The organism is Myxococcus sp. AS-1-15, from assembly GCF_020037055.1.
Classification (GTDB): domain Bacteria; phylum Myxococcota; class Myxococcia; order Myxococcales; family Myxococcaceae; genus Myxococcus; species Myxococcus fulvus.
In genome coordinates this window covers 301,037-320,994 of the sequence record NZ_JAIQDF010000005.1, presented here as the reverse complement: position 1 = coordinate 320,994, position 19,958 = coordinate 301,037, and the positions used below count along the sequence as shown (strand labels likewise).

The window sequence follows — 19,958 nt, the reverse complement described above, 5'->3', positions numbered from 1 at the left end:
CTCTCTGGGCTCAGTACTTGTAGAAGCCGCGGCCGCTCTTCTTGCCGTACCAGCCGGCGTCCACGTACTGACGCAGCAGCGGGCACGGGCGGTACTTCGAGTCACCCAGGCCCTTGTGCAGCACCTCGGCGATGTAGAGCACCGTGTCCAGGCCGATGAAGTCGGCCAGCTGCAGCGGGCCCATGGGCTGGTTGGTGCCCAGCTTCATCGCGGTGTCGATGTCCTCCGCGGAGCCCAGGCCCTCCATCAGCGCGTAGCAGGCCTCGTTCAGCATCGGGATGAGGATGCGGTTGACGATGAAGCCCGGGAAGTCCTTGGAGACGACCGTCGTCTTGCCCATGCGCTCGGACAAGGCGCGCGTGGTGGCGTAGGTCTCGTCGGACGTCGCGGCGCCGCGGATGAGCTCCACCAGCTGCATCACCGGCACCGGGTTCATGAAGTGCATGCCGATGACGGACTCGGGGCGCTTCGTGGACGCGGCGATGCGGGTGATGGGGATGGAGGAGGTGTTGGTGGCGAGGATGCCGCCCGGCCGGACGACGGCGTCCAGGTCCTGGAAGATGCGGCGCTTGAGGTCCTCGTTCTCCGTCACCGCCTCGATGGCGAAGTCGACATCCTTCGCCTCGGTGACATTCGTGAGGGTGGCGAGGTTGGCCTCGGCGGCCTGCTGCTTCGCGGCGTCGAGCTTGCCCTTCTCCACCAGCTTCTTCAGGCCCGCGCGGATGCGGTCCTCGCCCTTGGCGAGACCTTCCTTGGACACGTCCGCCAGCGTGACGCGCAGACCCGCCTGCAATGCCACCTGCGCGATGCCCGCGCCCATCTGCCCGGCGCCGACGACGACGATGTGCTCCGTTGCCATGGTGCTCTCGAACCCCTCGGTCGGAATGTGAATGACGTCGAGCGGCCTTAGCCCACGCCCCCGGGGCGGTCAACGAGTCGCGGCGGGCAACTCCACCTGGCGGACGATGTAGCGCTCCTCCCCCACCGACAGGCGCTCCTCCACGCGCTGGCGCTCCTCGCGGCCCGCGAGCTTCACGAAGAACACCGCGCGGAAGTCACCCTCGGGCAGGTCCACCTTGAAGGTGAGCTCCGGGGGCGCGCCGGTGTCGCCGAAGAAGCGCTCCTCGCGCTTGATGAGCTCGCCGTCCGCGCCGCTCACCTGGAGGTCCAGGGCGCGCGCCTGTCGCCAGCCGTCACCCGAGGGATGGATGACCAGCTCGCGCTCGGGGATGCCGGTCACCTGCCAGAACCACAGGCCCAGCCCGACGGCCAGCAGCAGCGGCAGCCGCTTGGCGAGCGGCGAGGAACGGAAGCCCTTCCGCGCGGGCGCGGCGGGTGTTTCAGGGGGAGGCGTGTCCGCCACCACTACTCCTTCTTCGAGCGCCGGGAGCCGGGGCGGCGGGCATTGAGCTCGGAGATGACCACGCGCGCGGTGGGGGCCGCGGCGTGCTTCTTCTCCTTGGGGCGCGGCTCGGCGGCGGGAGGCTCGGGCTCATCCTCACCGAGCTTCTCGGCCTTGTCCGGCGGGACGAGCCGGACCTGCGCCTTGATCTCCAGCGTCATGCCGGAGACCAGCTTGAGGAACTCGTCGCGCAGCTTCTCGGACTGGAGGAAGCGGCGGAGCTCCTCGGTGATCGCGCCCGTGACTTCATCCTTGGTCTTCTCCGCCTGGGAGAGGATGAAGCCGAGGGCTTCTTTCGGGAGCTTGAGCTGGCCGGCGAGGTTGCGGATGCCCTCTTCGGTCATGAAGAGGGCGCCCAGGCCGGCGACGGCCATGCGGCGGACGAACTCCGGGACGAAACCCGCGGGCCCCGAGGCGCGCCCTTCCCGGCCGGAACGGTCCTCGTCGATGAGCGGGTCGTCGGGATACTCGTCGTTGCCGGCCGGGGGCATGAAGCGTCTCCTGGGTGGGTCAGCGTGCCTGCACCACCGGCAGCGGGATGCTCTTGGCGCTCTGCGCGGACACGCGGCCCGCGATGTTGCGAGCGACCTCCAGGAAGGCCTTGGCCTCCGGGCTGTCCTTGGCGCCCACCACCACCGGTACGCCCGAGTCTCCCGACACACGCACCTTCAAGTCCAGCGGAACTTCCCCGAGGAACGGGATGCCGAACATCTCCGCGGCCTTGCGACCACCGCCGTGGTTGAAGATGGGGGTGACGTGCGAGCAGTTCGGGCAGACGAACTGGGACATGTTCTCCACGATGCCCAGCACGGGGATGTGGACCTTGTCGAACATCTGCTTGGCGCGGACCACGTCGGCCAGGGCCACGTCCTGCGGCGTGGTGACGAGCACCGCCCCCGCGGCGCGGATGGACTGCGACAGCGACAGGGCCACGTCACCGGTGCCCGGGGGCAGGTCCAGGACGAGGTAGTCGAGCTCGCCCCAGTTCACGTCACGCACCAGCTGCATCAGCGCGCCGTGGAGCATGGGGCCGCGCCAGATGAGCGCCTGGTCGGCCTCGACGAGGAAGCCGATGGACATGACCTTGAGGCCGTGGGCGATGAGCGGATCCAGCGACTTGCCGTCGGGGCTCACGGGCTTCTTGTCGCCCAGGCCCGTCATCAGGGGGACGGAGGGGCCGTAGAAGTCGGCGTCGAGCAGGCCGACCTTGGCGCCGTGCTGGGCCAGGGCGGTGGCCAGGTTGACGGCGACGGTGCTCTTGCCGACGCCGCCCTTCCCCGCTCCGACGAGGATGATGTTCTTCACCTTGGGGAGCAGCGCGCCCGCGGGGACACCGCCGCCGGCGGAGCGGACCTGGGCGCCCCACTCGATGTTGAAGGACTTCAGGCCGGGGACGGCCTTGAGGGCGGCCTCGGAGTCGGCCTGGATCTTCCCCTTCATGGGGCAGGCGGGCGTGGTGAGCTCGATCTTGAGTTTGACGGTGTCGCCGGTGACGCGGACGTCCTTCACCATTCCGGCCTTCACCAGATCCACGTGCAGCTCGGGATCGATCACCTTCGACATGGCCGCGAGGACGTCGGCCTCGGTAACGCTCATCGGGACACCTGAAACCTTTTGGAAAACGGGCGCTTGGGAGCACCCCCAGGGGCGCGGAACATGCCAGTCCGGGAGGAGCTGTACAACGTCGTTTAACGCGGTGTGGCCCAGGACGCACCCTGGCGGCGGACTGGAGGGCCGGAGGGTGTCGACAGGCTGAAGGTGTCCATCAGGGACACTGTGGGAACGGGCAGGCGGGCCTATTCCAGGGCCAAGACACGGTACTCGCCGTCCTCGAGGACCAGGAGGACGGCGCGCTCGTCGCCCAGGGGGAAGACGGCCTCACCGGCGCCGACTCGCACGTGGGTGTTGAGGGCGAGCCGGGCGCGGCGCAGGCGCTCCTTGGAGAGGGGCTCGCGCTCGAAGTCCTCCTTGAGCCGCTCGGGGGTGTAGCGGGCGCGCAAGGGAGCGGCGAGGAGGCCGTAGGCGGTCTTCCAGTCCTTGGCGTCGGAGGCGTCGAGGAAGCGGCGGAGCGCGGCGCGAGGGACATCGGCCGGGCGGGCCTCGACGACGCGCCAGTCGGGGCCGGAGCGCGCGAGGGTGAGCGCGGGGGCTCGGGCCTCGAGGAGCTCGGTGCTGGAGCGGACGGCGGCGGCGCGCTCACGGCGGGTGGCTTCGTCCGAGTAGCGCTCCAGGAAGGCCGTCTCCCCGTCGGGGCCGTTGGTGGTGAGGGCGTAGGCGTCCTGGAGCCGGCCTTCATCGAGCGCGCGAGCGTAGGCCTCCGCCACGGAGACGGGCTCACGCGACGGCGTGGCGCAGGCGGGGGCCAGCACGAGGAGCCCTGTGAGGACGGTGCGCTTCATGGGGCGCGGACCGTACCACGGAGCTTGTGCGCGAACCGGCGCAGCCACGAGTCGACCTCGGGCTCGTCCGCCAACGACACGAGCATCTCCTTCGCATCGCCGCTCAGGTCCCACGACACCGGGCACAGGGCATACGTGGCCGGGTGCGCTGCGCCCATCAGGAGCTTCAGAATTGACATCCGCGGCGCGGGCGCACCGTAGGACTTCAACTCGAAGTCACCCGGCGCCACCTTCGCGAGCGACAGCGCGTACCGGCACGCCTCCTCGAACCCGCCGAGCTTGTCCACCAGCCCGGCCTCCTTGGCGCGCAGGCCCGAGTACACGCGGCCCTCGGCCAGCGCGTGGATCTCCTCCTTGGTCCGCCCGCGCGCCTTCGCCACGTGCCCCAGGAAGGATTGGTACATCTCCTCGATGTCCGCCTCGAGCGCGGCCCGCTCCCCTTCCGTGAACGCGCGCGAGAACGACAGCAGCCCCGCGTTCGCCCCGCGCGTGATCACCGTCTTGTGGATGCCCAACATCTGCATCAGCCCGGACGTGTCGAACTTGCCCGCGAACACGCCAATGGAGCCCACCACCGCGTGCGGCGCGCTCCACAGCTCCTTCGCGCCCAGCGCCACCATGTAGCCCGCACTGGCGCAGACCCGGTCCATGTACGCAATCACGGGCTTCTTCTTCGCCACCCGCTGCACCACCTCGAGGATCTGCTCCGAGGCGATCGCCGCCCCACCCGGGCTGTTCACATACAGGAGGATGGCCTTGGACCGCTTGTCCCGCGCCGCCGCCCTCAACCCCTTCACCACCGCGTCCGACGTCGCGAACCGGCCCCCCGCGTTCCCGCTCCCGGGGACAATCATCCCGGACACCGGCACGAACGCCAGCCGGGGCTTGCGCTTCCACCGCCGCCACTTCACCGGCGGAAACGGCACCGTCTCCAGGTACATCTCCATCGGCTCCAGCTCCGTGTCGTCATCCTCCGGAGCCGCGCCGTCCTTCTTCTCCACCATCCCCAGGTGCAGCGGCAGGTCCACCTCGCTCACCAGCCCATCCACCAGCCCCGCCGCCTGCGCTCGTTGCGCGCTGTACGGCCCCTGGTCGATGAGCGCCCTCACCTCGTCCGGCGTCTTCTTCCGCGCCGCGGACACCGCCTCCACCAGCGCGGCGTAGCGCTCGTCCAGGAACGACTCCACCGTGCGCCGCTGGATGTCGGAGACCTCCGGGTGCGTGAACAGCTCCGGCGCTGTCTTGTAGTCACCGCGCCGGATGAACTGCGGCCGGATGCCGATGCGCGACAGCCCCTCCCCCAACGCCGTCGACTCCGCCGCGTACCCCACCAGCTCCAGCCGCCCCATCGGCGCGAGCAGCACCTCGTCCGCCGCGCAGAGCACCGGATACGAATCCGTGTCCACCATCACCGCCCACGTCACCACCCGCTTGCCCGCAGCACGGAACTCCGCCAGCAACGCCAGCAGCGCGTCTCGCTTCGCCTGGGGCAACCCCAACCCCTCCACCTCCAGCAACACCCCCTTCACCTTGGCGTCCCGCGCCAACAGCCGCAGCGCCTCGCCGAACTTCTCCAGGGACGTCACGTCCGAGGGCTCCGGCTTCGAGCCACCCCCCAGTGAGAACCGGGGCTTGCGCTGCTCCCGGTACGGCGGATCCCCCGTCAGGCGGAAGCGCACGTAGGCCGGACGGCTCCCGGCCGCGAACATCCGGAAGGGCGCACCCAGGAGGGTTCGCAGGAGCAGCAACAGGTTGGCGATGGCGAGGAAGGGCAGGCGCAGCATGGCGTCCCGAGGTCGATGTGGGCACCCAGGCGCGTACTGGACACGCTCTCCCGGTGCAAGCCCTGTTCAGCAGGCCCGTTGGGTCGTGATAGCCTCCCCCGCCATGCGAACCCCTTCCCTTGCCCGACTCCTCCTCGTCCTCGCGCTCGCGACGGGCGGAGCCGCGCTGGCCCAGCCGCGCAAACCGGTCCAGGAATTCAACGCCCCCCGTGAGCTCACCGCCGAGGAGCGCGAGGCCGCCAAGCAGCGCGCCATGGGCAACAACCTCAACAACTACGGCAAGGACATCCAGGTGAAGACCCAGCCGTTCCCCTGGAAGGCCGCGGGCCTCGCCGGCATCGTGTTCCTCGTCGCCATCCCCTTCGCCATCCGGGCCTTCCGGAACACGTCGAAGGACATGGACAACATCAACACCTTCGGGAACAACTCCAACCGCGCCGACGACGAGGCGGCCTGAAGCACCCTCGCGCTCCAGCTCTCCGTCGAGCTGGAGCCGACGGCGCGGCCTACGGCTGCGCCACCCCCGTCTCGTAGGCCGTGCGGATGCTCTGCGCGCAGGCCCGTGACTTCTCGCCCTCCTCGCTCCCCAGCTGACGCAGGCGCGCCAGGACCATGTACCGGGTCCGGGCCGCGTTCACCCACGGGTAGAAGCCGAAGGCCCCCGCGGACGAGTGTCCCGTCACCGTCCAGGTGCCGCCGACGCGCTCCCCTTCAATCCAGTGCCCCAGCCCGTAGTACGCCTCGCCCGCCGTCCACGGCGTGAATGACACCCCCGTGCCTCCGGGCCCGGCGGGCACGGCGTCCACCGTCAGCCGGGTGGCCAGCGCGGTCTGGTTGTTGAGCAGCTTCAAGAGGAAGACGCGGTACTGCGCCGCGCTCCCGGAGAAGCCCCCCGCGGGGGCCACGTCGCTGTCGGACTCCGGGAAGGTGGTGCCCAGCAAGGGGTTGAGCCAGTCCATCACGCTCGCGATGCCCGTGCCCCTGCGCAGGGGCATGTCATCCAGCGCCAGCTTCTGCATGTGGCCGCCGTTGTAGAAGTAGCGGCCATTCTGCAGCGGGCGGTAGGTGACGTCCTTGAACGACGCCCCGTAGCACGTGGACACGTTCGTCCCGGCCACGTCACACAGCGTGGTGTTCTCGTCGATGTAGCCGCTGGTGAAGTTGAGGCGCTTCTTCTCGTCCACGGTGAGGTTCGCGTAGCCCTTGGACTCCACGTAGGCGCCCGCGTAGAGCCACTTGCTCGCGGAGGCGATGGGCATCACCGTCGTCGCCGTGACGCCGCTCCCCTTCGACAGGCCGTAGAGCGGCCCTGTCCCGGTGCCGATCTCCCAGTAGAAGTTCCCGAGCGACTTGCAGCCCAGCGCTTCGTGGGCCGTGTCGAACGCGGCCTGTTCGTACACCGTGAGGGCCGCGCGCGTCGTCCCTTCATTCGCTTCGAGCGCGGCGTCGGGATGACCACAGCCGACACTGCCCAGGGACCACAGCGCGCACGCCCAGATGAACCGCGTCGTTCCGCTTCGCTTCATGGGACCTTCCTCCTGAAATGGCCCCATGAGAACCCGCACCCCGCGCGAAGGTTACGCGGCGAAGTCGCCGTTCTTCAGACCTCCTTGAAGTTCCAACCCGCGAGGTGCTTCAGGTCCTTGGCGCCACCGACGGGGATGCGCATCGGCATGGGTTGGCGGTGCGCTGGCGCGGGCACGCCCACCGCGATGCGCTTGATGCCGGTCGTCTTGTCGAGGCTCGCGCACCAGGTCTGCCAGCGCTCGCCGTTCAAGCGGTCCCGGAACTGGAGGCCCACGACCTGCTCCGCCGTGGGCGGCGTGGGGGACAAGAGGTCGAGGAACTCCATCCGGCCGCGCAGGGTTCCAGAGGGCTCATCGGTGCGCACCTGGTGGCAATAGGCCGCGCCCCAGAGGTCCTCGCGGAACTGGATGGCATACACGCTGCCCGGCGTCGGCGGCCCTGGGAGGGACTTCGGCTTCGCGCTGGCGGGAGTCGCCGCGCTGACCGGCTTGCGTCGCTTCGTGGCCGGCGGTGCCGGGGCGGCGACGGGTTCCTTCTTCGGTCGATCGAGGTGGCCGAACAGCTTCTCGACGTTCTCGTTCCGGACGCCGTCCTTGGCCGACCACCACGCCAGCGGGGCCGGGACCTCGACCCGAATCGTGGGGCGCTGGTCGCGCTCCACGGCCCGGGTGAAGCGGGTCAGCAGGCCCGGGTGCTCGGGCGTCTCGAGGATGCTGATGAACGCGAGCGCCTCCAGCACCGTCTCGCAGCGATAGGTGCTGCTGGCGCTCAGCAGCTTCGCCTTGTGGAGCGCGGTGCGCGCATGGCTGTAGCGCGACGCGGGCGGAAGGCGGCGCAGCAGGTCCAGTATCTGGTGGAACACCCAGACATCGCGCGGCGTGGGCTTGGGCCACCCGGCGGCCTTCTGGTCCAGGGCCCGCGTCAGGGTGAGCACGCCCTCCGTCGGTTGCGCCGCCCCCCACATCGCCCCCTGGACGTGATTCAGGTACGCGGTGCAGGTGGCGTCGACGGCATCTTCCTCGAAGAAGCAGACCCGGCAGTGGCCACCGCCCATGGGGTCTTCCTTGTGGGTCGGCATCGCGCGCCCGAGGATGGCGGCGGGCAGGACGGCCAACCACGCTACATCGGCGGAGGTCATCGAGGCCACGAACGCATCCGCGGCGCGTTGCAGGTCCACGGCCTTGGCGGCCTTGCGCAGCTTCTGGATGACCTCGTCGTGCTCCCACTGCACGAAGGTGTTGGGCACCATCCCCGCGGTCTTCAGGCGCTGGTGGTCCTCCTTCGTGAAGGAGGTGGGGATGCGGTGGCAGTAGTTCCCGTCGTCGTCGAAGAAGGTGCTGTTCGTGCCGTAGACGCGGGCCAGCAACGCCATGACTTCGGGGTCAGGAGGACTCATCCCGCGGGGCGTACCTCGACGGCCCCGCTCGCGTCCACCTGGACGCGCACCGGCAGGAAGCGCTCCACGACGCGCGCATGCGTCGTCAGGTGGTCCGTCACCCGCGCCGCCGTGAAGCGCGTGGTCCCGGGCTCCGCCTTCCCCAATCGGCCCGAGGCCAGCAGCGCCGCGGGCAGGAGGATCTGATCCGCGAGGTACTCGTCCAGCGCGCCGCCGGTCTCCATGAAGTGCGCCAGGGCCTCGCCCGCTTCGCGCCCCACCTCTTCCGCGGGACGGCCCTTCTCTCCCAGCGCCGTGAAGCCCGCGATGGTGTGCTCGAACTGGGCGAGCACGAAGGTCACCGTGCCCGTCGAACGCGTCACGGGCAGCGGCCGGTTCTCCGCCTCCGCGACGATGCCTCGCTCGCGCAGCGTCGCCACCGTGGCTCGCGACTGTCGCTCCGCGATGCTGAAGGGCAAGCCGCCCACGAAGGACGAGACATGCACCTCGTGCAGCATCCCACGCGCGGGCAGCTCCACCAGCAGCGGCGGCTGCCTGGGCGCGCCCACCTCCGCGACCAGCTCCCCCGCGCCCTCGGGGTAGAAGCCCGCCTGCGGCATGGTGAGGTGCACCGGCAGCCCGTATGCCATGGCCACCGGCTGCCAGACCGTGGCCACGTAGTGGAAGCTGGGACTGTGCGGCAGGTGCGTCCCACCGCGCAGCGTCAGCCGTCCGCCGCCCGCGAGGGCCAGCGGATAGACGAGACACTGGAACAGGAGCGGTGTGCTCCCGGCGGTGCCCACCTCGACCAGGTAGTCCCCGGCGCGCACGGAGCCCGGGGTGAAGGAGAGCTCCGAGGCGCCCACGGAGGCGCCCTCACTCGTGCCGCCCAGGACCTCCGCGCCGCGCACACACGCCAGATGTTGCGGACGCAGTCCGGGAGGGTCCCTCCGCGAGCGCAGGTGGGTGATGTGGAACGGTCGGCCGGTGATGAGCGACAGCGACAACGCCGAGCGGAGGATCTGCCCTCCTCCCTCGCCCTCACTCCCGTCGAGTCGCACCAGCCCGTTGTCGGGCCCCTCGGTGCCAGTCACTGTCCCACCCTCCCGTCCGTCGTCCCGCGATGCGGCGAAACCTAACAGGAACGGGAGGGGATCTCCCGTCCGTCAACCCTCACGCCTCGTCGAGCGGGCGATGCCTGACACATGCGCCCTCGGGCCCGCCACCCTGTGCACCCCGGGGTGGCGCCATGCCCACCTCGAGTGCGGCTGAGGCTACGAGCCAGGGTGCATCGAGCGGTCCTGGGTGTCCGGCGCCGCAGAATGGACCTCGGAGAACCCTCTCGCCGTGCCTCCTCGGCGGGTGCCGAAGGCGAACCGAATGCCGTGTCATCCTTCGACCGTCGTCGCGCCGGTCGGCTGTTGACGGCGCGTCGTCCGCCACCGCGCGGACGACCGTGCCGCGCCCCCACCTCATGCATCCAGCGAGGATGCGTCCTCCGCCACGGAGCGAGCGGTCAGGCAGGGCATCACCCGCCCTGCGCGTCCAGCGACGGCAGCACGCCCACCTTGAGCGAGCTCGGATGCGTGGAGGAGTGGTACACGCGATGGAAGGCGCGCGTGAAGTCCGACTCCTTCGCCTCGAAGATGTTGGGCACGTAGGTCTGCGGGTTCCGGTCGATGAACGGGAACCAGCTGGACTGGACCTGGATCATCACCCGGTGCCCGCGCTGGAACGTGTGGAACACGTCGTTCATCGTGAAGCGCACCTTCGTCACCTCGTTCGGCTTGAAGGGCTTGGGCTCGCTGTAGCTGTCGCGGAAGCGGCCGCGGAACGGCTCGCCGCGAATCAGCGTCTGCTGCGCGCCCCGGTTCTCCAGCCCCTTCTCCGCGTCGGCGCGCGACCAGCCGCGCATCGTGCCCGGGTTCACGTCCACCAGCTTCACCACCCAGTCCGCGTCCGAGCCCGTCGTGGAGACCCACAGCTCCGCCTCCAGCGGCCCCGCCACCGTGAGGTCCTGCTCCAGCGGCTCCGTCTGGAACACCAGCACGTCCGGTCTCGTCGACGCGAAGCGCTGGTCCTCCGCCATGAAGCTGCTGCTCCAGCGCGTCAGGATCTCCTGTGTGTACGGCACGGGCTTCGCCGGGTCGCTGATGTACTCGGCGAAGGACTCCGCCGGGTTCGTCCCCGCGGGCGCCTTCATCGACAACCCACCCTTGGGCTGGAAGAACAGCCGCGTCTCACGCAGCCCCTTCGGCGGCCACGCGTCGAACTGACGCCAGCGGTTGGCGCCCGTCTCGAACACCATCGCCTCCGGCACCTCGGGCTTCGCGCCGCCCTTGAGGTGGTACTTGAAGAACCCCTGCGCCAGCGTCTGGAACGCCTCCGCCGTGTTGAAGCCGAACTCCGTGTCCGCCAGCTTGTCGACCTCGCCCCGCGCCCAGCCACCGTGCGGCCACGGTCCGATGAGCAGCGTGTTCTGCGTCCCCGGGTTCTGCTTCTCGATGGCCGCGTACGTCCGCAGCGGTCCGTACAGGTCCTCCGTGTCGTACCACCCGCCCACCGTCAGCACCGCCGCCTTGATGTTCTTCAGGTGCGGCAAGAGGTTCCGCGCCTGCCAGAAGGCGTCGTAGTTGGGGTGCGCGACCACGTCCTTCCAGAACGCGACGTCCCCCTTCATGTGCTTCGTCTCCGCGTTGCTCAGCGGCCCCAGGTCCAGGAAGAACTGATACCCATCCGGCGTGCCGAACGGGAAGCGGTTCCAGTCCTCGTTGTCCGTCGGCGCGGGCCTCGGCTTGCCGAAGCTGGAGAAGAAGTTGAACGCCAGCGTCAGGTTGAAGGCGCCATGCCGGTGCATGTCGTCCCAGAACCAGTCCGCGATGGGCGCCTGCGGCGACACGGCCTTGAGCGCCGGGTGCGAGTCGATGGCGCCCGCCGACGTGTAGAAGCCCGGATACGAGATGCCCCACTGCCCCACCTTGCCGTTGTTGTTCGGCAGGCGCTTCACCATCCAGTCGATGGTGTCGTACGTGTCCGTGCTCTCGTCGATGTCCTTGGGCCCGCGCTTGTTCGGGTTGTGCGGCCGCACGTTGACGAACTCGCCCTCCGACATGTTCCGGCCGCGCACGTCCTGGAAGACGAAGATGTAGCCGTCCTTCTCGAACTCCTCACCCGGCCCCAGGGCGCCGCGGTACCGGTCCAGCCCATAGGGCGCGACGCTGTAGGGCGTGCGGACCAACAGGATGGGGTACTTCTTCGCCGGCGACGCATCCACCGGCGCGTAGACGGACGTGAAGAGCTTCACGCCGTCCCGCATGGGGATGCGGTACTCGAACTTGGTGTAGCCCTTGCGGATGCGCTCGGCACGCTCCGGAGGCGGGCCCTCGGGCGGTTTCGAGCGCTGGGCCACCGCGGGACTGCCGAGGACGCACAGCAACACTGCCACGAGGCGACGGGATACGGGGGACATGCACGCTCCTGGAAGAGACGCGACATCGTGGGGGACGCAAGCCGGCCCCGAACTCCCCGGAACGACGTTTGTTCCCGAGCCGCCCGGGTTCAGCCCTTCCCCTCTCCGCCTTCCTCGGGGGCGCTGTCCAGTCCGTATTTGCGCAGCTTGTCGTGGAGCGTGGCCCGGCCAATGCCCAGACGCCGCGCCGCGCCACTGCGGTTGCCGCCCTCGATGCGCAGCGCGTCCAGGATGAGCCCGCGCTCGTAGGCCTCCACCCGCTCCTTGAGCCCCAGACCTGCCCCAGCCTCCTCGCCGCGAGGTGGCACCTCGGACTGCGCCATCGTCGCTGGCGCACCGGTGGTGACGGGGGGCGGCAGGAGGGCCAGGTCCAGCTCGCCGTCACTGGACAGCGCCACCAGGCTCTCCAGCGTGTTCTCCAGCTCGCGCACGTTGCCGGGCCATGGCAGCGCGGAGAGCTTCTCGAAGAACCCCTCCGGAAGCGCCAGGCGTCCCGTGTGGAAGCGGCCGCTGAAGCGGTCCAGGAACATGCGCGACAGCACGGGGATGTCCTCCGGCCGCTCTCTCAGCGGTGGCACGCGGAGCTGCACCACGTTGAGCCGGTAGTAGAGGTCCTCGCGGAACTGTCCCTCCGCCGCGCGCTTGCGGAGGTCGCGGTGCGTCGCCGCCAGGATTCGCACGTCCACCTTCACGGGTCGGTCCTCTCCCACCGGGCGGACCTCGCCCTCCTGGAGCACTCGCAGCAGCTTGGCCTGGAGCGGCGGTGCCAGCTCGCCGACCTCGTCCAACAGCAGCGTGCCACCATCGGCCTCGCGGAACAGCCCCTGGCGTGACTTGACGGCCCCGGTGAAGGCGCCCTTCGAGTGTCCGAACAGCTCCGCCTCCGCGAGCTCCTCGGTGAGCGCCGCGCAGTTGAAGCGCAGATAGGGACGGTTCGCGCGCGGCGAGGCGCGCACCAGCGCCTCCGCCACGCGCTCCTTGCCCGTGCCGCTCTCGCCCGTGATGAGCACCGTCACGTCTCGCGAGCCCGCGCGCTGGACCAGCTGCGCCAGCCGCCCCATGGACTCCGAGGAGAAGACCAGCGAACGCGAAAGGTTGAGCTCTCCGGTCAGTCGCTCGTTCTCGTCCCGCAGTCGCACGGACTCGAGCGCGCGCGTGACGACGGCGAGCAGCTCGTCCACGTCGAAGGGCTTGCGGAAGTAGTCGTAGGCGCCGGCCTTCACCGCCTCCACCGCGAAGCGCTCCGAGCCATGCGCGGTGATGACGATGAGGCGCGGAGCCCTCGGCGTCGCGCTCACGCGGCGCACCAGCTCCAGACCGTCCATCCGGGGCATCCGCAGGTCCGTGATGACCAGCTCGAAGGAACGCGCCGCGAGCTTCTCCAGCGCGGCCGCGCCGTCCTCGGCCTGCTCCACCTCCACGCCCCGCAGACTCCGGAGCATCTCCTTGAGCGTGAAGCGCACGCCCGCGTCGTCATCGACCACGAGCACGCGAGTCGTCTCGTTCGCCTCAGCCCGCACGCGCCACCTCCCGCTCCCGCACGCCATCGAGCGTGCCCGCGGGCAGCTCCCGAGGCAACATCAGCTCCGCGATACAGCCCCCCGTGTCCTCGTTGCGCAGCGTCACGTCGCCCCCGTGTTGCCGCGCCAGCGCGCGCGCCACCGTCAACCCCAGTCCCGAGCCCCGCGCCTTCGTGGTGACCCCCGCCTCGAAGACGCGGTCGACCAGCTCCGGCGACAGCCCCGTCCCCGAGTCGCGGACGGTGACGCGCACGTCGCCCGCGCTCCCCGACTCGACATCCATGGACACCTGGCCTCCCGGAGGGCTGGCCTCGATGGCGTTGTGGAGCAGGTTCATCACCACCTGCTTCACCTTGCGAGCGTCACACACCGCGAGCACCGGCCCGTCCCCACCGCGCGACAGCCGCACCTGGTGCTCGGTGGCCAGGCCCTCGTGGAGGACGAGCGCCTCGTCACACAGCGACGCCAGGTCCACCTGGTTGACCGAGAGCGGGACGAGCGGGCGCGAGAAGTTGAGGAACTCCTCCAGGATGCCCTGCATCCGCGTCACCTCGCCCGCGAGCACCTCCAGTCGCTCGCGAGGCTGCGCGCGCCCGTCCTCTCGGAGCATGAGCTGCGTGAGCCCCTTCACCGTGGCCAGCGGGTTCTTCAGCTCGTGGGCAATCTCCCCCGACAGCGCCTCCAGCGTCCGCGCGTGGGTGCGGTGCGTGGCGAAGAGCTCGTCACGCTGGAGGAAGGACTCGGTGAGCATGTCCTCGAAGGTGCCGCGGATGGCGGCGCCCACGATGTTGGCCGCGACGACCAGGAACAACATCCCCACGGCGATGGCGAACAACATCGCCTTGGGAGGCTCGCCCAGGAACGACAGGTGCAACGGCGGGGTCCACTCGAACAGGTGGGCCGCCGACAGGAGCGACACCAGGACCAGCTCCGCCGCCATCAACGCCCACCGCTGCCGCTGGGGCAGCACGGCGGCGCCCACGAAGGCGAGCGGCAACACCAGCGGCAGCAGCGGACTGGCCAGCCCTCCCGTGCCCCAGGTCAGGCTCTGCTCCAGGAAGATGCCCAGCGCGAGGTTGCCGGAGATGCTCCGGGTGGTGAGCCCCTCGCGCTCGTAGCGGCGCAGCTCGTAGAAGAAGAACGACAGCGCCACCACCACCTGCCCCACCAGCCAGTAGCGTCGCCAGGGCGCGCCATCCGCGAGCGCCGCGGTGGACACGGCGAGCATCAGCACCGCGCCGCCGTACGCCCTCAGGCGCACCATGCGCCCGAAGATGTGGGCGATGTGCTTGAGCTGGATGGCCTGGAAGCTGCGTCGACTTCGCGGTTCCATTTGCGCCTTCTGTCAGCGAGCGGCGGGCCCGCCTGGAGAGGTGACGGTGACAGGGCCGTCCATGCCCGTCGAGAGCACCGGATGCTGCGCCGCCGTCTCCCACGTGAGCGTGGGCCACCACTGCTCGCGGACGGGCTCCGCGTCCGGCTCCACGCTCTGCCCCGGCCGGGGCAGCAGCAACGTCACGGAGGCGCTGGTGGCCGCCGCGCGCACCCGCTCGGCGGGCTCCGTCCAACCGTGGTAGGCGAGCCCGAAGAGGGCCCAGTGGATGGGCAGCATCACCTGCCCCCGTAGCATCTGGTGTGCCAGCACCGCCTGCTCCGGACCGATGTGCCAGTCCGGCCACGCCCGGTGGTACTGCCCCGTCTCAATCATCGTCACGTCGAAGGGCCCCAGCTTCTCGCCGATGTCCTTCATCGCCGGGAACAGCCCCGTGTCGCCGGAGAACCAGGCTCGGCGCGTGGGGCCCACGAAGGCGTAGCTGGCCCAGAGCTTGGCGTCGTTGTCGAACAGGTACCGGCCGGACGCATGGCGCGCGGGCGTGGCGACGATGTCCACCGCCCCCACCTTCGTGCGCTCCCACCAGTCGAGCTCCACGATGCGGTCCACCGGCACGCCCCAGTACTCCAGGTGCGCACCCACGCCGAGCGGGACGATGAAGACCGCCTTCGTCTGCTCCTTCAGCGCCACCATCGTCGGCTGGTCCAGGTGGTCGTAGTGGTCGTGGGAGACGACGACGGCGTCGATGGGCGGCAGGTCCTTCATCGCGATGGGCGGCTGGAACCAGCGCTTGGGGCCCGCCCAGGTGAAGGGGGACACGCGCTCGCTCCACACCGGGTCCGTCAGGATGCGCAGGCCGTCGAGCTCCACCAGCTGCGACGAGTGCCCCATCCACGTCACTCGCAGGCCCGACGCGGGCGGCGTCTGGAAGCGCTTCGGGTCGATGGGCTCCACGGCGAGCGGGGCCTGGGGGCTCGCATGGGGGCTGGCGTCGAGCAGTCCCCCGAACATCTCCCCGTAGTGGTTCACCAGGGGCTGTGGGTTCACGAAGCGCCCGTCCTTCCACTGGGGCGAGCGCTCCATGCGCGCCCTGCGCTCCCCCGTCGCCCGCTTGCCGAAGGCCGTGTAGCCATCCACGACCAGGAAGAGCGTGCCCAGCACCAGCGCCGCGCCCAGTCCCATCATCCCTCGACGCAGCACGCGTCGGGCCGTTCCTCGTGTCTTCATCGGGCTGCTCCCAAGGGCATGCACAGCGCGCGCACGGCGAGGGTCAACCCATCGACGAAGGCCTCGCGTGTGTCACCGCTGTGTTTGAGTCCTCGCGCCGTGGCGTTCAGCGTGTCCACGAGCTGCCGGGCGGACAGTCCCGCCGGCTTGTAGGCGGCCGCGAGCCCCGAGGCCCGCACCACCTTCGTCACCGCTTCCACGAACAGGGCCTCGTGCTGGACGACGACCTCGCGCGCGGCGGTGCCGTTCACCACCTCGGTCAGGTCCGACGCCCCCGCGCCCACGCTGCCCACGAAGTGTCCCATCCACGCGTCGAACCCGCGCACCAGCCGGGCCTCGATGGACAGGGAGTCGTCCGAGAGGCCCTCGCGGGCCCGCTGGAGCGCGCCCTCCATCGCGTGCCGCAAGGTGGCCTGGAACAGCTCCTCCTTCGTCGCGAAGTGGAGGTACAGCCCCTGGCGCGAGATGTCGGCGGCCCGGGCCACCTCGTCCATGGACGTCTTGCGGAAGCCGTAGCGCAGGAAGACGCCGAGCGCCGCGTCCAGCAAGCGGTGCCTCCGTGCGTCCTCCGCCGCGGGCCTGGCGGGAGTCTTCGTGTCCGTGCCCATTCTTGTCAGATTTGACAAGATGGACCCAGATTGTCAACTCGACCTGCCGGGCCCGTGGCTGAGCTCAGCGGAGGCTGGAGCGGCCGCCGTCGATGGCGCGCAGCGCGGGCTTGGAGGTGCGACGGGCCGAGGCCTTGGGCTTGCTCGCCGCCTTCTTCTTGGGAGGCGCGGCGGCCTTGGGCTTCTGGGCCGGCAGGCGCTTGCGTGGGTGTGGGAGTGGCAGGCTGAAGAACAGGTACATGTCGAGCAGCATGGGGCCTCTTCGCCTTCGGGACTTGCGCGTGGAGCGTGGCGCGCGGCCGTAGAGCAATGGCGGTGCCACGGCGAGCGCAAGGTGCCATGGCGCTGCGTCCACGGGCGTGAAGAAGCATGAAGAAGGGATGTTGGACTGTCGTGGGGTGTCGGGCTTCCGGCGGGGGTGCCGGATATCCGGCGGGGTGGCCGCGCGGGACTCCGACACCTGGCGGGCGGCCCTGGTGTGGAAACCCTGGCATGCGGTTTGCCATCGAGGGCGGTCGTCACGCGGCGCGAGGCCGCGGCATCGAGGGGAGACTCCATGCGACGTGCCGTCGTGTTGTTCGTGGTCCTGGTGGTGGCGCTCGCCACGCTCCTGGGGGTGCGCATCCTGAAGGACCGACGGGCCGCGGAGGGACCCGCGGGGGGCTCGGGGGTGGTGGAGGGCACGGCGGTGGACCTCCGCGCCCGCATCAACGCCCGCGTGCTGTCGCGGCAGGTGGAGGAAGGCGCCCGCGTGGAGAAGGACGCGGTGCTCGTCACGCTCGATTGCACCGAGCCCGAGGCCGGGCTGGAGGAGGCCCGCGCGAGGTTGTCCATGGCCCAGGCGCAGGCGGACGCGGCGCGAGCGGCGGCGGTGGCCGCGAGCCGCAGCAGCGAGGCGGTGGCGGCGCAGGCGCAGGGAAGCCAGGCGCAGATCGCCTCGCTGGCGGACCAGCAGGGCCTGGCCCAGCGGCAGGCGGACCGGCTCCAGAAGATGGGTGATGCGACCACGGAGGCCGCGCTGGACCAGGCCCGCGCGCAGGCGCAGTCGTTGGAGCAGCAGCTCGCGGCGGCGCGCCATGCGAGCACGGCCGCGTCCCGTCAGGCGCGCGCGGCCACCGAACAGGAGCGCGCGAGCCTGCAGCAGGCGGAGTCCGCGCTTCGCGCCATCCAGGCCGCGGAGGCCACGGTGAGGCGGGCCCAGGTCGCCGTGTCGGAGTGCGAGCTGCGCGCGCCGCTGAGCGGGACGGTGGAGACGCTGGCGCTCGAGGTGGGTGAGCTCGCCCTGCCCGGCGCCGTCGTGGCGCGGCTGGTCGACACGCATCGTCCCAAGGCGACCTTCTATCTGCCGAACGCGGAGCTCGCGGCGGCGCGGCCGGGCCAGTCCGCCACGGTGCGCGCGGATGCGTATCCCGACCGGACCTTCAATGCCCGCGTGGTGACGGTGGCGCGCGAGGCCGCCTTCACGCCTCGCAACGTGCAGACGCGCGGCGACAGGGACAGGCTCGTCTATCCCGTGGAGGTGCACATCGAGGCGCCCGCGGACGTGCTGCTGCCCGGCATGCCGGTGGAGATCACCCTGGGCCCGGTGAACGACGCGGCGGTGGCGGAGCAGCGGCCATGAGTCCCTGCCCCGACGTGGACGTGTCGCTGGAGGACGTGCGCCGGAGCTTCGGGAAGGCCCTGGCGCTGCGAGGCGTGTCGCTGGCCGTGCAGCCCGGCGAGGTCTACGGACTGGTGGGTCCGGATGGCGCGGGGAAGACGACGGCCATCCGCTTGATGGCGGGGCTGCTGCTGCCGGACGCGGGGCGCGTGAGGATGCTCGGTGAGGACCCGGCGGACACCCGCTCGGCGGTGCGCGAGTCCCTGGGCCTGGTGCCCCAGCGCAACACGCTCTATGGCGACCTGAGCGTCGACGAGAACCTGCGCTTCTTCGCGCGGCTGTTCGGCCTGTCCCGCGAGGACTTCGCGGAGCGGCGCGAGCGACTGCTCGACATCACCCGCCTGGGCCGCTTCACGGAGCGGCGCGCGGATGCGTTGTCTGGAGGCATGTACAAGAAGCTGGCGCTGGCGTGCGCCCTGCTCCACCGGCCGCGCGTGCTGCTGCTGGACGAGCCCACCAACGGCGTGGACCCGGTGAGCCGCCGCGAGCTGTGGGAGCTGCTCTACTCGCTGGTCCACGAAGGCATGACGCTGCTGGTGTCCACGCCGTACATGGACGAGGCGGCCCGGTGTCATCGGGTGGGCCTGCTCTACTCGGGCACCCTCATCGCGGAGGGAGACCCCCGGGCCCTGGCGCGTGAACACGGCGCCGCGGCGTCCAACTTCGAGGCCGTGTTCCTGGCGCTGGTCGAGAAGCACACCGGCGGGAGGGCCGCATGACGCCGGCCATCGAGGTGCGTCACCTGACGCGCAGGTTCGGCGCCTTCACCGCCGTGGACGACGTGAGCTTCGACGTGGGGGTCGGGGAGATCTTCGGCTACCTGGGCGCGAACGGCGCGGGCAAGTCCACCACCATCCGGATGCTGTGTGGCCTCTTGCGCCCCACGGGCGGAGACGCGCGCGTCGCCGGCTTCGACGTGGAGCACGAGCCCGAGCGCGTGAAGGCGGGCATCGGCTACATGTCCCAGAAGTTCTCGCTCTACCTGGACCTGAGCGTGCGCGCGAACCTGGAGTTCTTCGCGTCCGCGTACGGTGCGCATGGGAAGGAGCTGCGCACGCGCATCGGGGAGATGGTGGAGCGCATGCAGTTGGAGGCGGTCCAGGACGAGGTGACGGGCGCCCTGCCCGGCGGCATGCAGCAGCGCGTGGCGCTGGCGAGCGCGGTGCTGCACCGGCCTCGCATCGTCTTCCTCGACGAGCCCACCGCGGGCGTGGACCCGGTGCAGCGGCGCTCCTTCTGGGAGCTGATTCGCGACCTCGCGTCCCGCGGCACCACCGTCTTCGTCACCACGCACTACATGGACGAGGCGGAGAACTGCGCCCGGATCGGCATCATGGTGGACGGGAGACTGGTGGCGCTCGACACGCCGGCGGGCCTGAAGGCGACACACGCGCCGGGCCGGGTGCTGGAGGTGCGCGGGCCGAACCTGTCCTCGGCGCTCGACTCGCTGCGCGGCATGGACGGGGTGCTGGACGTGAGCCGCTTCGGCTCGGGGGCCACGGTGCGGGTGGACCCGGCGCGGCTTCCCTCGGAGACGCTGGCCGGGTGGCTGCGGGCTCGGGGCGTGGACCCGTTGGAGCTCGAGGACTCCGCGCCGACGCTGGATGACGTGTTCCTGGCGCTCACGGCCCGCGCCCAGCGGGGGGATGACTGA

The 19,958-nt window shown here is 70.4% G+C and carries 19 protein-coding genes; 4 read left to right on the top strand and 15 right to left on the bottom strand.

Annotated features, from left to right (window positions below; all coding sequences use genetic code 11):
* Nucleotides 1-10: 10 nt before the first annotated feature.
* The 6 genes from K8625_RS17095 to sppA form a co-directional block, all read right to left on the bottom strand.
* Nucleotides 11-859, bottom strand: a complete 849-nt coding sequence (locus tag K8625_RS17095; RefSeq protein WP_141324919.1) for a 3-hydroxyacyl-CoA dehydrogenase family protein — start codon at nt 857-859, stop codon at nt 11-13.
* Between the two features lie 69 nt (nt 860-928).
* Nucleotides 929-1,363, bottom strand: a complete 435-nt coding sequence (locus K8625_RS17090; protein WP_223783301.1) for a hypothetical protein — start codon at nt 1,361-1,363, stop codon at nt 929-931.
* A gap of 2 nt (nt 1,364-1,365) precedes the next feature.
* Nucleotides 1,366-1,893 carry a hypothetical protein gene (locus K8625_RS17085; RefSeq protein WP_141324923.1) on the bottom strand — a complete coding sequence of 176 codons (528 nt, stop codon included), beginning with the start codon at nt 1,891-1,893 and terminating at the stop codon, nt 1,366-1,368.
* Between the two features lie 19 nt (nt 1,894-1,912).
* A complete protein-coding gene (locus tag K8625_RS17080; protein WP_141324925.1) occupies nt 1,913-2,998 on the bottom strand; it encodes an Mrp/NBP35 family ATP-binding protein in 1,086 nt (361 codons plus the stop codon).
* A gap of 200 nt (nt 2,999-3,198) precedes the next feature.
* A complete protein-coding gene (locus K8625_RS17075; RefSeq protein ID WP_223748578.1) occupies nt 3,199-3,801 on the bottom strand; it encodes a hypothetical protein in 603 nt (200 codons plus the stop codon).
* Nucleotides 3,798-5,585 carry a signal peptide peptidase SppA gene (sppA, locus tag K8625_RS17070; RefSeq protein WP_223783300.1) on the bottom strand — a complete coding sequence of 596 codons (1,788 nt, stop codon included), beginning with the start codon at nt 5,583-5,585 and terminating at the stop codon, nt 3,798-3,800. The genes K8625_RS17075 and sppA overlap by 4 nt, the downstream gene beginning before the upstream one ends.
* Nucleotides 5,586-5,688: 103 nt before the next feature.
* Here sppA and K8625_RS17065 point away from each other — a divergent pair, with 103 nt between their 5' ends.
* Nucleotides 5,689-6,042 (top strand): hypothetical protein, encoded by a 354-nt coding sequence (locus K8625_RS17065; protein ID WP_141324930.1) that lies wholly within the window; start codon nt 5,689-5,691, stop codon nt 6,040-6,042.
* Nucleotides 6,043-6,091: 49 nt separating this feature from the next.
* Here the strand turns inward: K8625_RS17065 and K8625_RS17060 are convergent, their stop codons facing one another.
* The 9 genes from K8625_RS17060 to K8625_RS17020 all read right to left on the bottom strand — a co-directional run bounded on the left by K8625_RS17060 (nt 6,092) and on the right by K8625_RS17020 (nt 16,897).
* Nucleotides 6,092-7,111 carry a hypothetical protein gene (locus tag K8625_RS17060; RefSeq protein WP_223783299.1) on the bottom strand — a complete coding sequence of 340 codons (1,020 nt, stop codon included), beginning with the start codon at nt 7,109-7,111 and terminating at the stop codon, nt 6,092-6,094.
* Nucleotides 7,112-7,185: 74 nt separating this feature from the next.
* Complete coding sequence (locus tag K8625_RS17055) at nt 7,186-8,508, bottom strand: hypothetical protein (RefSeq protein ID WP_223783298.1); 1,323 nt, start codon at nt 8,506-8,508, stop codon at nt 7,186-7,188.
* Nucleotides 8,505-9,581 carry an RNA 3'-terminal phosphate cyclase gene (gene rtcA, locus K8625_RS17050; RefSeq protein ID WP_074952728.1) on the bottom strand — a complete coding sequence of 359 codons (1,077 nt, stop codon included), beginning with the start codon at nt 9,579-9,581 and terminating at the stop codon, nt 8,505-8,507. Before rtcA ends, K8625_RS17055 begins: the two co-directional genes overlap by 4 nt.
* A gap of 434 nt (nt 9,582-10,015) precedes the next feature.
* Nucleotides 10,016-11,956 carry a CocE/NonD family hydrolase gene (locus tag K8625_RS17045; protein ID WP_223748581.1) on the bottom strand — a complete coding sequence of 647 codons (1,941 nt, stop codon included), beginning with the start codon at nt 11,954-11,956 and terminating at the stop codon, nt 10,016-10,018.
* An 89-nt stretch (nt 11,957-12,045) separates the two neighbouring features.
* Nucleotides 12,046-13,398: a sigma-54-dependent transcriptional regulator gene (locus K8625_RS17040; RefSeq protein ID WP_370640372.1), complete on the bottom strand. Its 1,353-nt coding sequence runs from the start codon at nt 13,396-13,398 to the stop codon at nt 12,046-12,048.
* Between the two features lie 67 nt (nt 13,399-13,465).
* Complete coding sequence (locus K8625_RS17035; RefSeq protein ID WP_223748583.1) at nt 13,466-14,809, bottom strand: HAMP domain-containing sensor histidine kinase; 1,344 nt, start codon at nt 14,807-14,809, stop codon at nt 13,466-13,468.
* 12 nt (nt 14,810-14,821) lie between these two features.
* On the bottom strand, nt 14,822-16,036 hold the full coding sequence (locus tag K8625_RS17030; protein WP_223748584.1) for an MBL fold metallo-hydrolase: 1,215 nt from the start codon (nt 16,034-16,036) through the stop codon (nt 14,822-14,824).
* On the bottom strand, nt 16,033-16,644 hold the full coding sequence (locus K8625_RS17025) for a TetR/AcrR family transcriptional regulator (RefSeq protein WP_223748585.1): 612 nt from the start codon (nt 16,642-16,644) through the stop codon (nt 16,033-16,035). The genes K8625_RS17030 and K8625_RS17025 overlap by 4 nt, the downstream gene beginning before the upstream one ends.
* 64 nt (nt 16,645-16,708) lie before the next feature.
* Entirely contained in the window at nt 16,709-16,897 is a 189-nt protein-coding gene (locus K8625_RS17020) for a hypothetical protein (protein WP_223783297.1), read from the bottom strand.
* Nucleotides 16,898-17,200: 303 nt separating this feature from the next.
* On the opposite strand from K8625_RS17020, the gene K8625_RS17015 reads away from it, so the two are divergent.
* From K8625_RS17015 to K8625_RS17005, 3 genes are read left to right on the top strand one after another with little or no spacing between them, the layout of a single operon-like run.
* On the top strand, nt 17,201-18,265 hold the full coding sequence (locus K8625_RS17015) for an HlyD family secretion protein (protein ID WP_223748587.1): 1,065 nt from the start codon (nt 17,201-17,203) through the stop codon (nt 18,263-18,265).
* Complete coding sequence (locus K8625_RS17010; protein ID WP_223748588.1) at nt 18,262-19,023, top strand: ABC transporter ATP-binding protein; 762 nt, start codon at nt 18,262-18,264, stop codon at nt 19,021-19,023. Before K8625_RS17015 ends, K8625_RS17010 begins: the two co-directional genes overlap by 4 nt.
* On the top strand, nt 19,020-19,958 hold the full coding sequence (locus K8625_RS17005) for an ABC transporter ATP-binding protein (protein WP_141324951.1): 939 nt from the start codon (nt 19,020-19,022) through the stop codon (nt 19,956-19,958). Before K8625_RS17010 ends, K8625_RS17005 begins: the two co-directional genes overlap by 4 nt.

What these genes read in the sequence shown, in the direction of transcription:
- K8625_RS17095 (WP_141324919.1), bottom strand. Translation starts at nt 859, where the DNA reads ATGGCAACGGAGCACATCGTCGTCGTCGGCGCCGGGCAGATGGGCGCG.
- K8625_RS17085 (WP_141324923.1), bottom strand. Translation starts at nt 1,893, where the DNA reads ATGCCCCCGGCCGGCAACGACGAGTATCCCGACGACCCGCTCATCGAC.
- K8625_RS17080 (WP_141324925.1), bottom strand. Translation starts at nt 2,998, where the DNA reads ATGAGCGTTACCGAGGCCGACGTCCTCGCGGCCATGTCGAAGGTGATC.
- K8625_RS17075 (WP_223748578.1), bottom strand. Translation starts at nt 3,801, where the DNA reads ATGAAGCGCACCGTCCTCACAGGGCTCCTCGTGCTGGCCCCCGCCTGC.
- sppA (WP_223783300.1), bottom strand. Translation starts at nt 5,585, where the DNA reads ATGCTGCGCCTGCCCTTCCTCGCCATCGCCAACCTGTTGCTGCTCCTG.
- K8625_RS17065 (WP_141324930.1), top strand. Translation starts at nt 5,689, where the DNA reads ATGCGAACCCCTTCCCTTGCCCGACTCCTCCTCGTCCTCGCGCTCGCG.
- K8625_RS17060 (WP_223783299.1), bottom strand. Translation starts at nt 7,111, where the DNA reads ATGAAGCGAAGCGGAACGACGCGGTTCATCTGGGCGTGCGCGCTGTGG.
- K8625_RS17055 (WP_223783298.1), bottom strand. Translation starts at nt 8,508, where the DNA reads ATGAGTCCTCCTGACCCCGAAGTCATGGCGTTGCTGGCCCGCGTCTAC.
- K8625_RS17045 (WP_223748581.1), bottom strand. Translation starts at nt 11,956, where the DNA reads ATGTCCCCCGTATCCCGTCGCCTCGTGGCAGTGTTGCTGTGCGTCCTC.
- K8625_RS17040 (WP_370640372.1), bottom strand. Translation starts at nt 13,398, where the DNA reads ATGCTCCGGAGTCTGCGGGGCGTGGAGGTGGAGCAGGCCGAGGACGGC.
- K8625_RS17035 (WP_223748583.1), bottom strand. Translation starts at nt 14,809, where the DNA reads ATGGAACCGCGAAGTCGACGCAGCTTCCAGGCCATCCAGCTCAAGCAC.
- K8625_RS17030 (WP_223748584.1), bottom strand. Translation starts at nt 16,036, where the DNA reads ATGAAGACACGAGGAACGGCCCGACGCGTGCTGCGTCGAGGGATGATG.
- K8625_RS17025 (WP_223748585.1), bottom strand. Translation starts at nt 16,644, where the DNA reads ATGGGCACGGACACGAAGACTCCCGCCAGGCCCGCGGCGGAGGACGCA.
- K8625_RS17020 (WP_223783297.1), bottom strand. Translation starts at nt 16,897, where the DNA reads ATGCTGCTCGACATGTACCTGTTCTTCAGCCTGCCACTCCCACACCCA.
- K8625_RS17015 (WP_223748587.1), top strand. Translation starts at nt 17,201, where the DNA reads ATGCGACGTGCCGTCGTGTTGTTCGTGGTCCTGGTGGTGGCGCTCGCC.
- K8625_RS17010 (WP_223748588.1), top strand. Translation starts at nt 18,262, where the DNA reads ATGAGTCCCTGCCCCGACGTGGACGTGTCGCTGGAGGACGTGCGCCGG.
- K8625_RS17005 (WP_141324951.1), top strand. Translation starts at nt 19,020, where the DNA reads ATGACGCCGGCCATCGAGGTGCGTCACCTGACGCGCAGGTTCGGCGCC.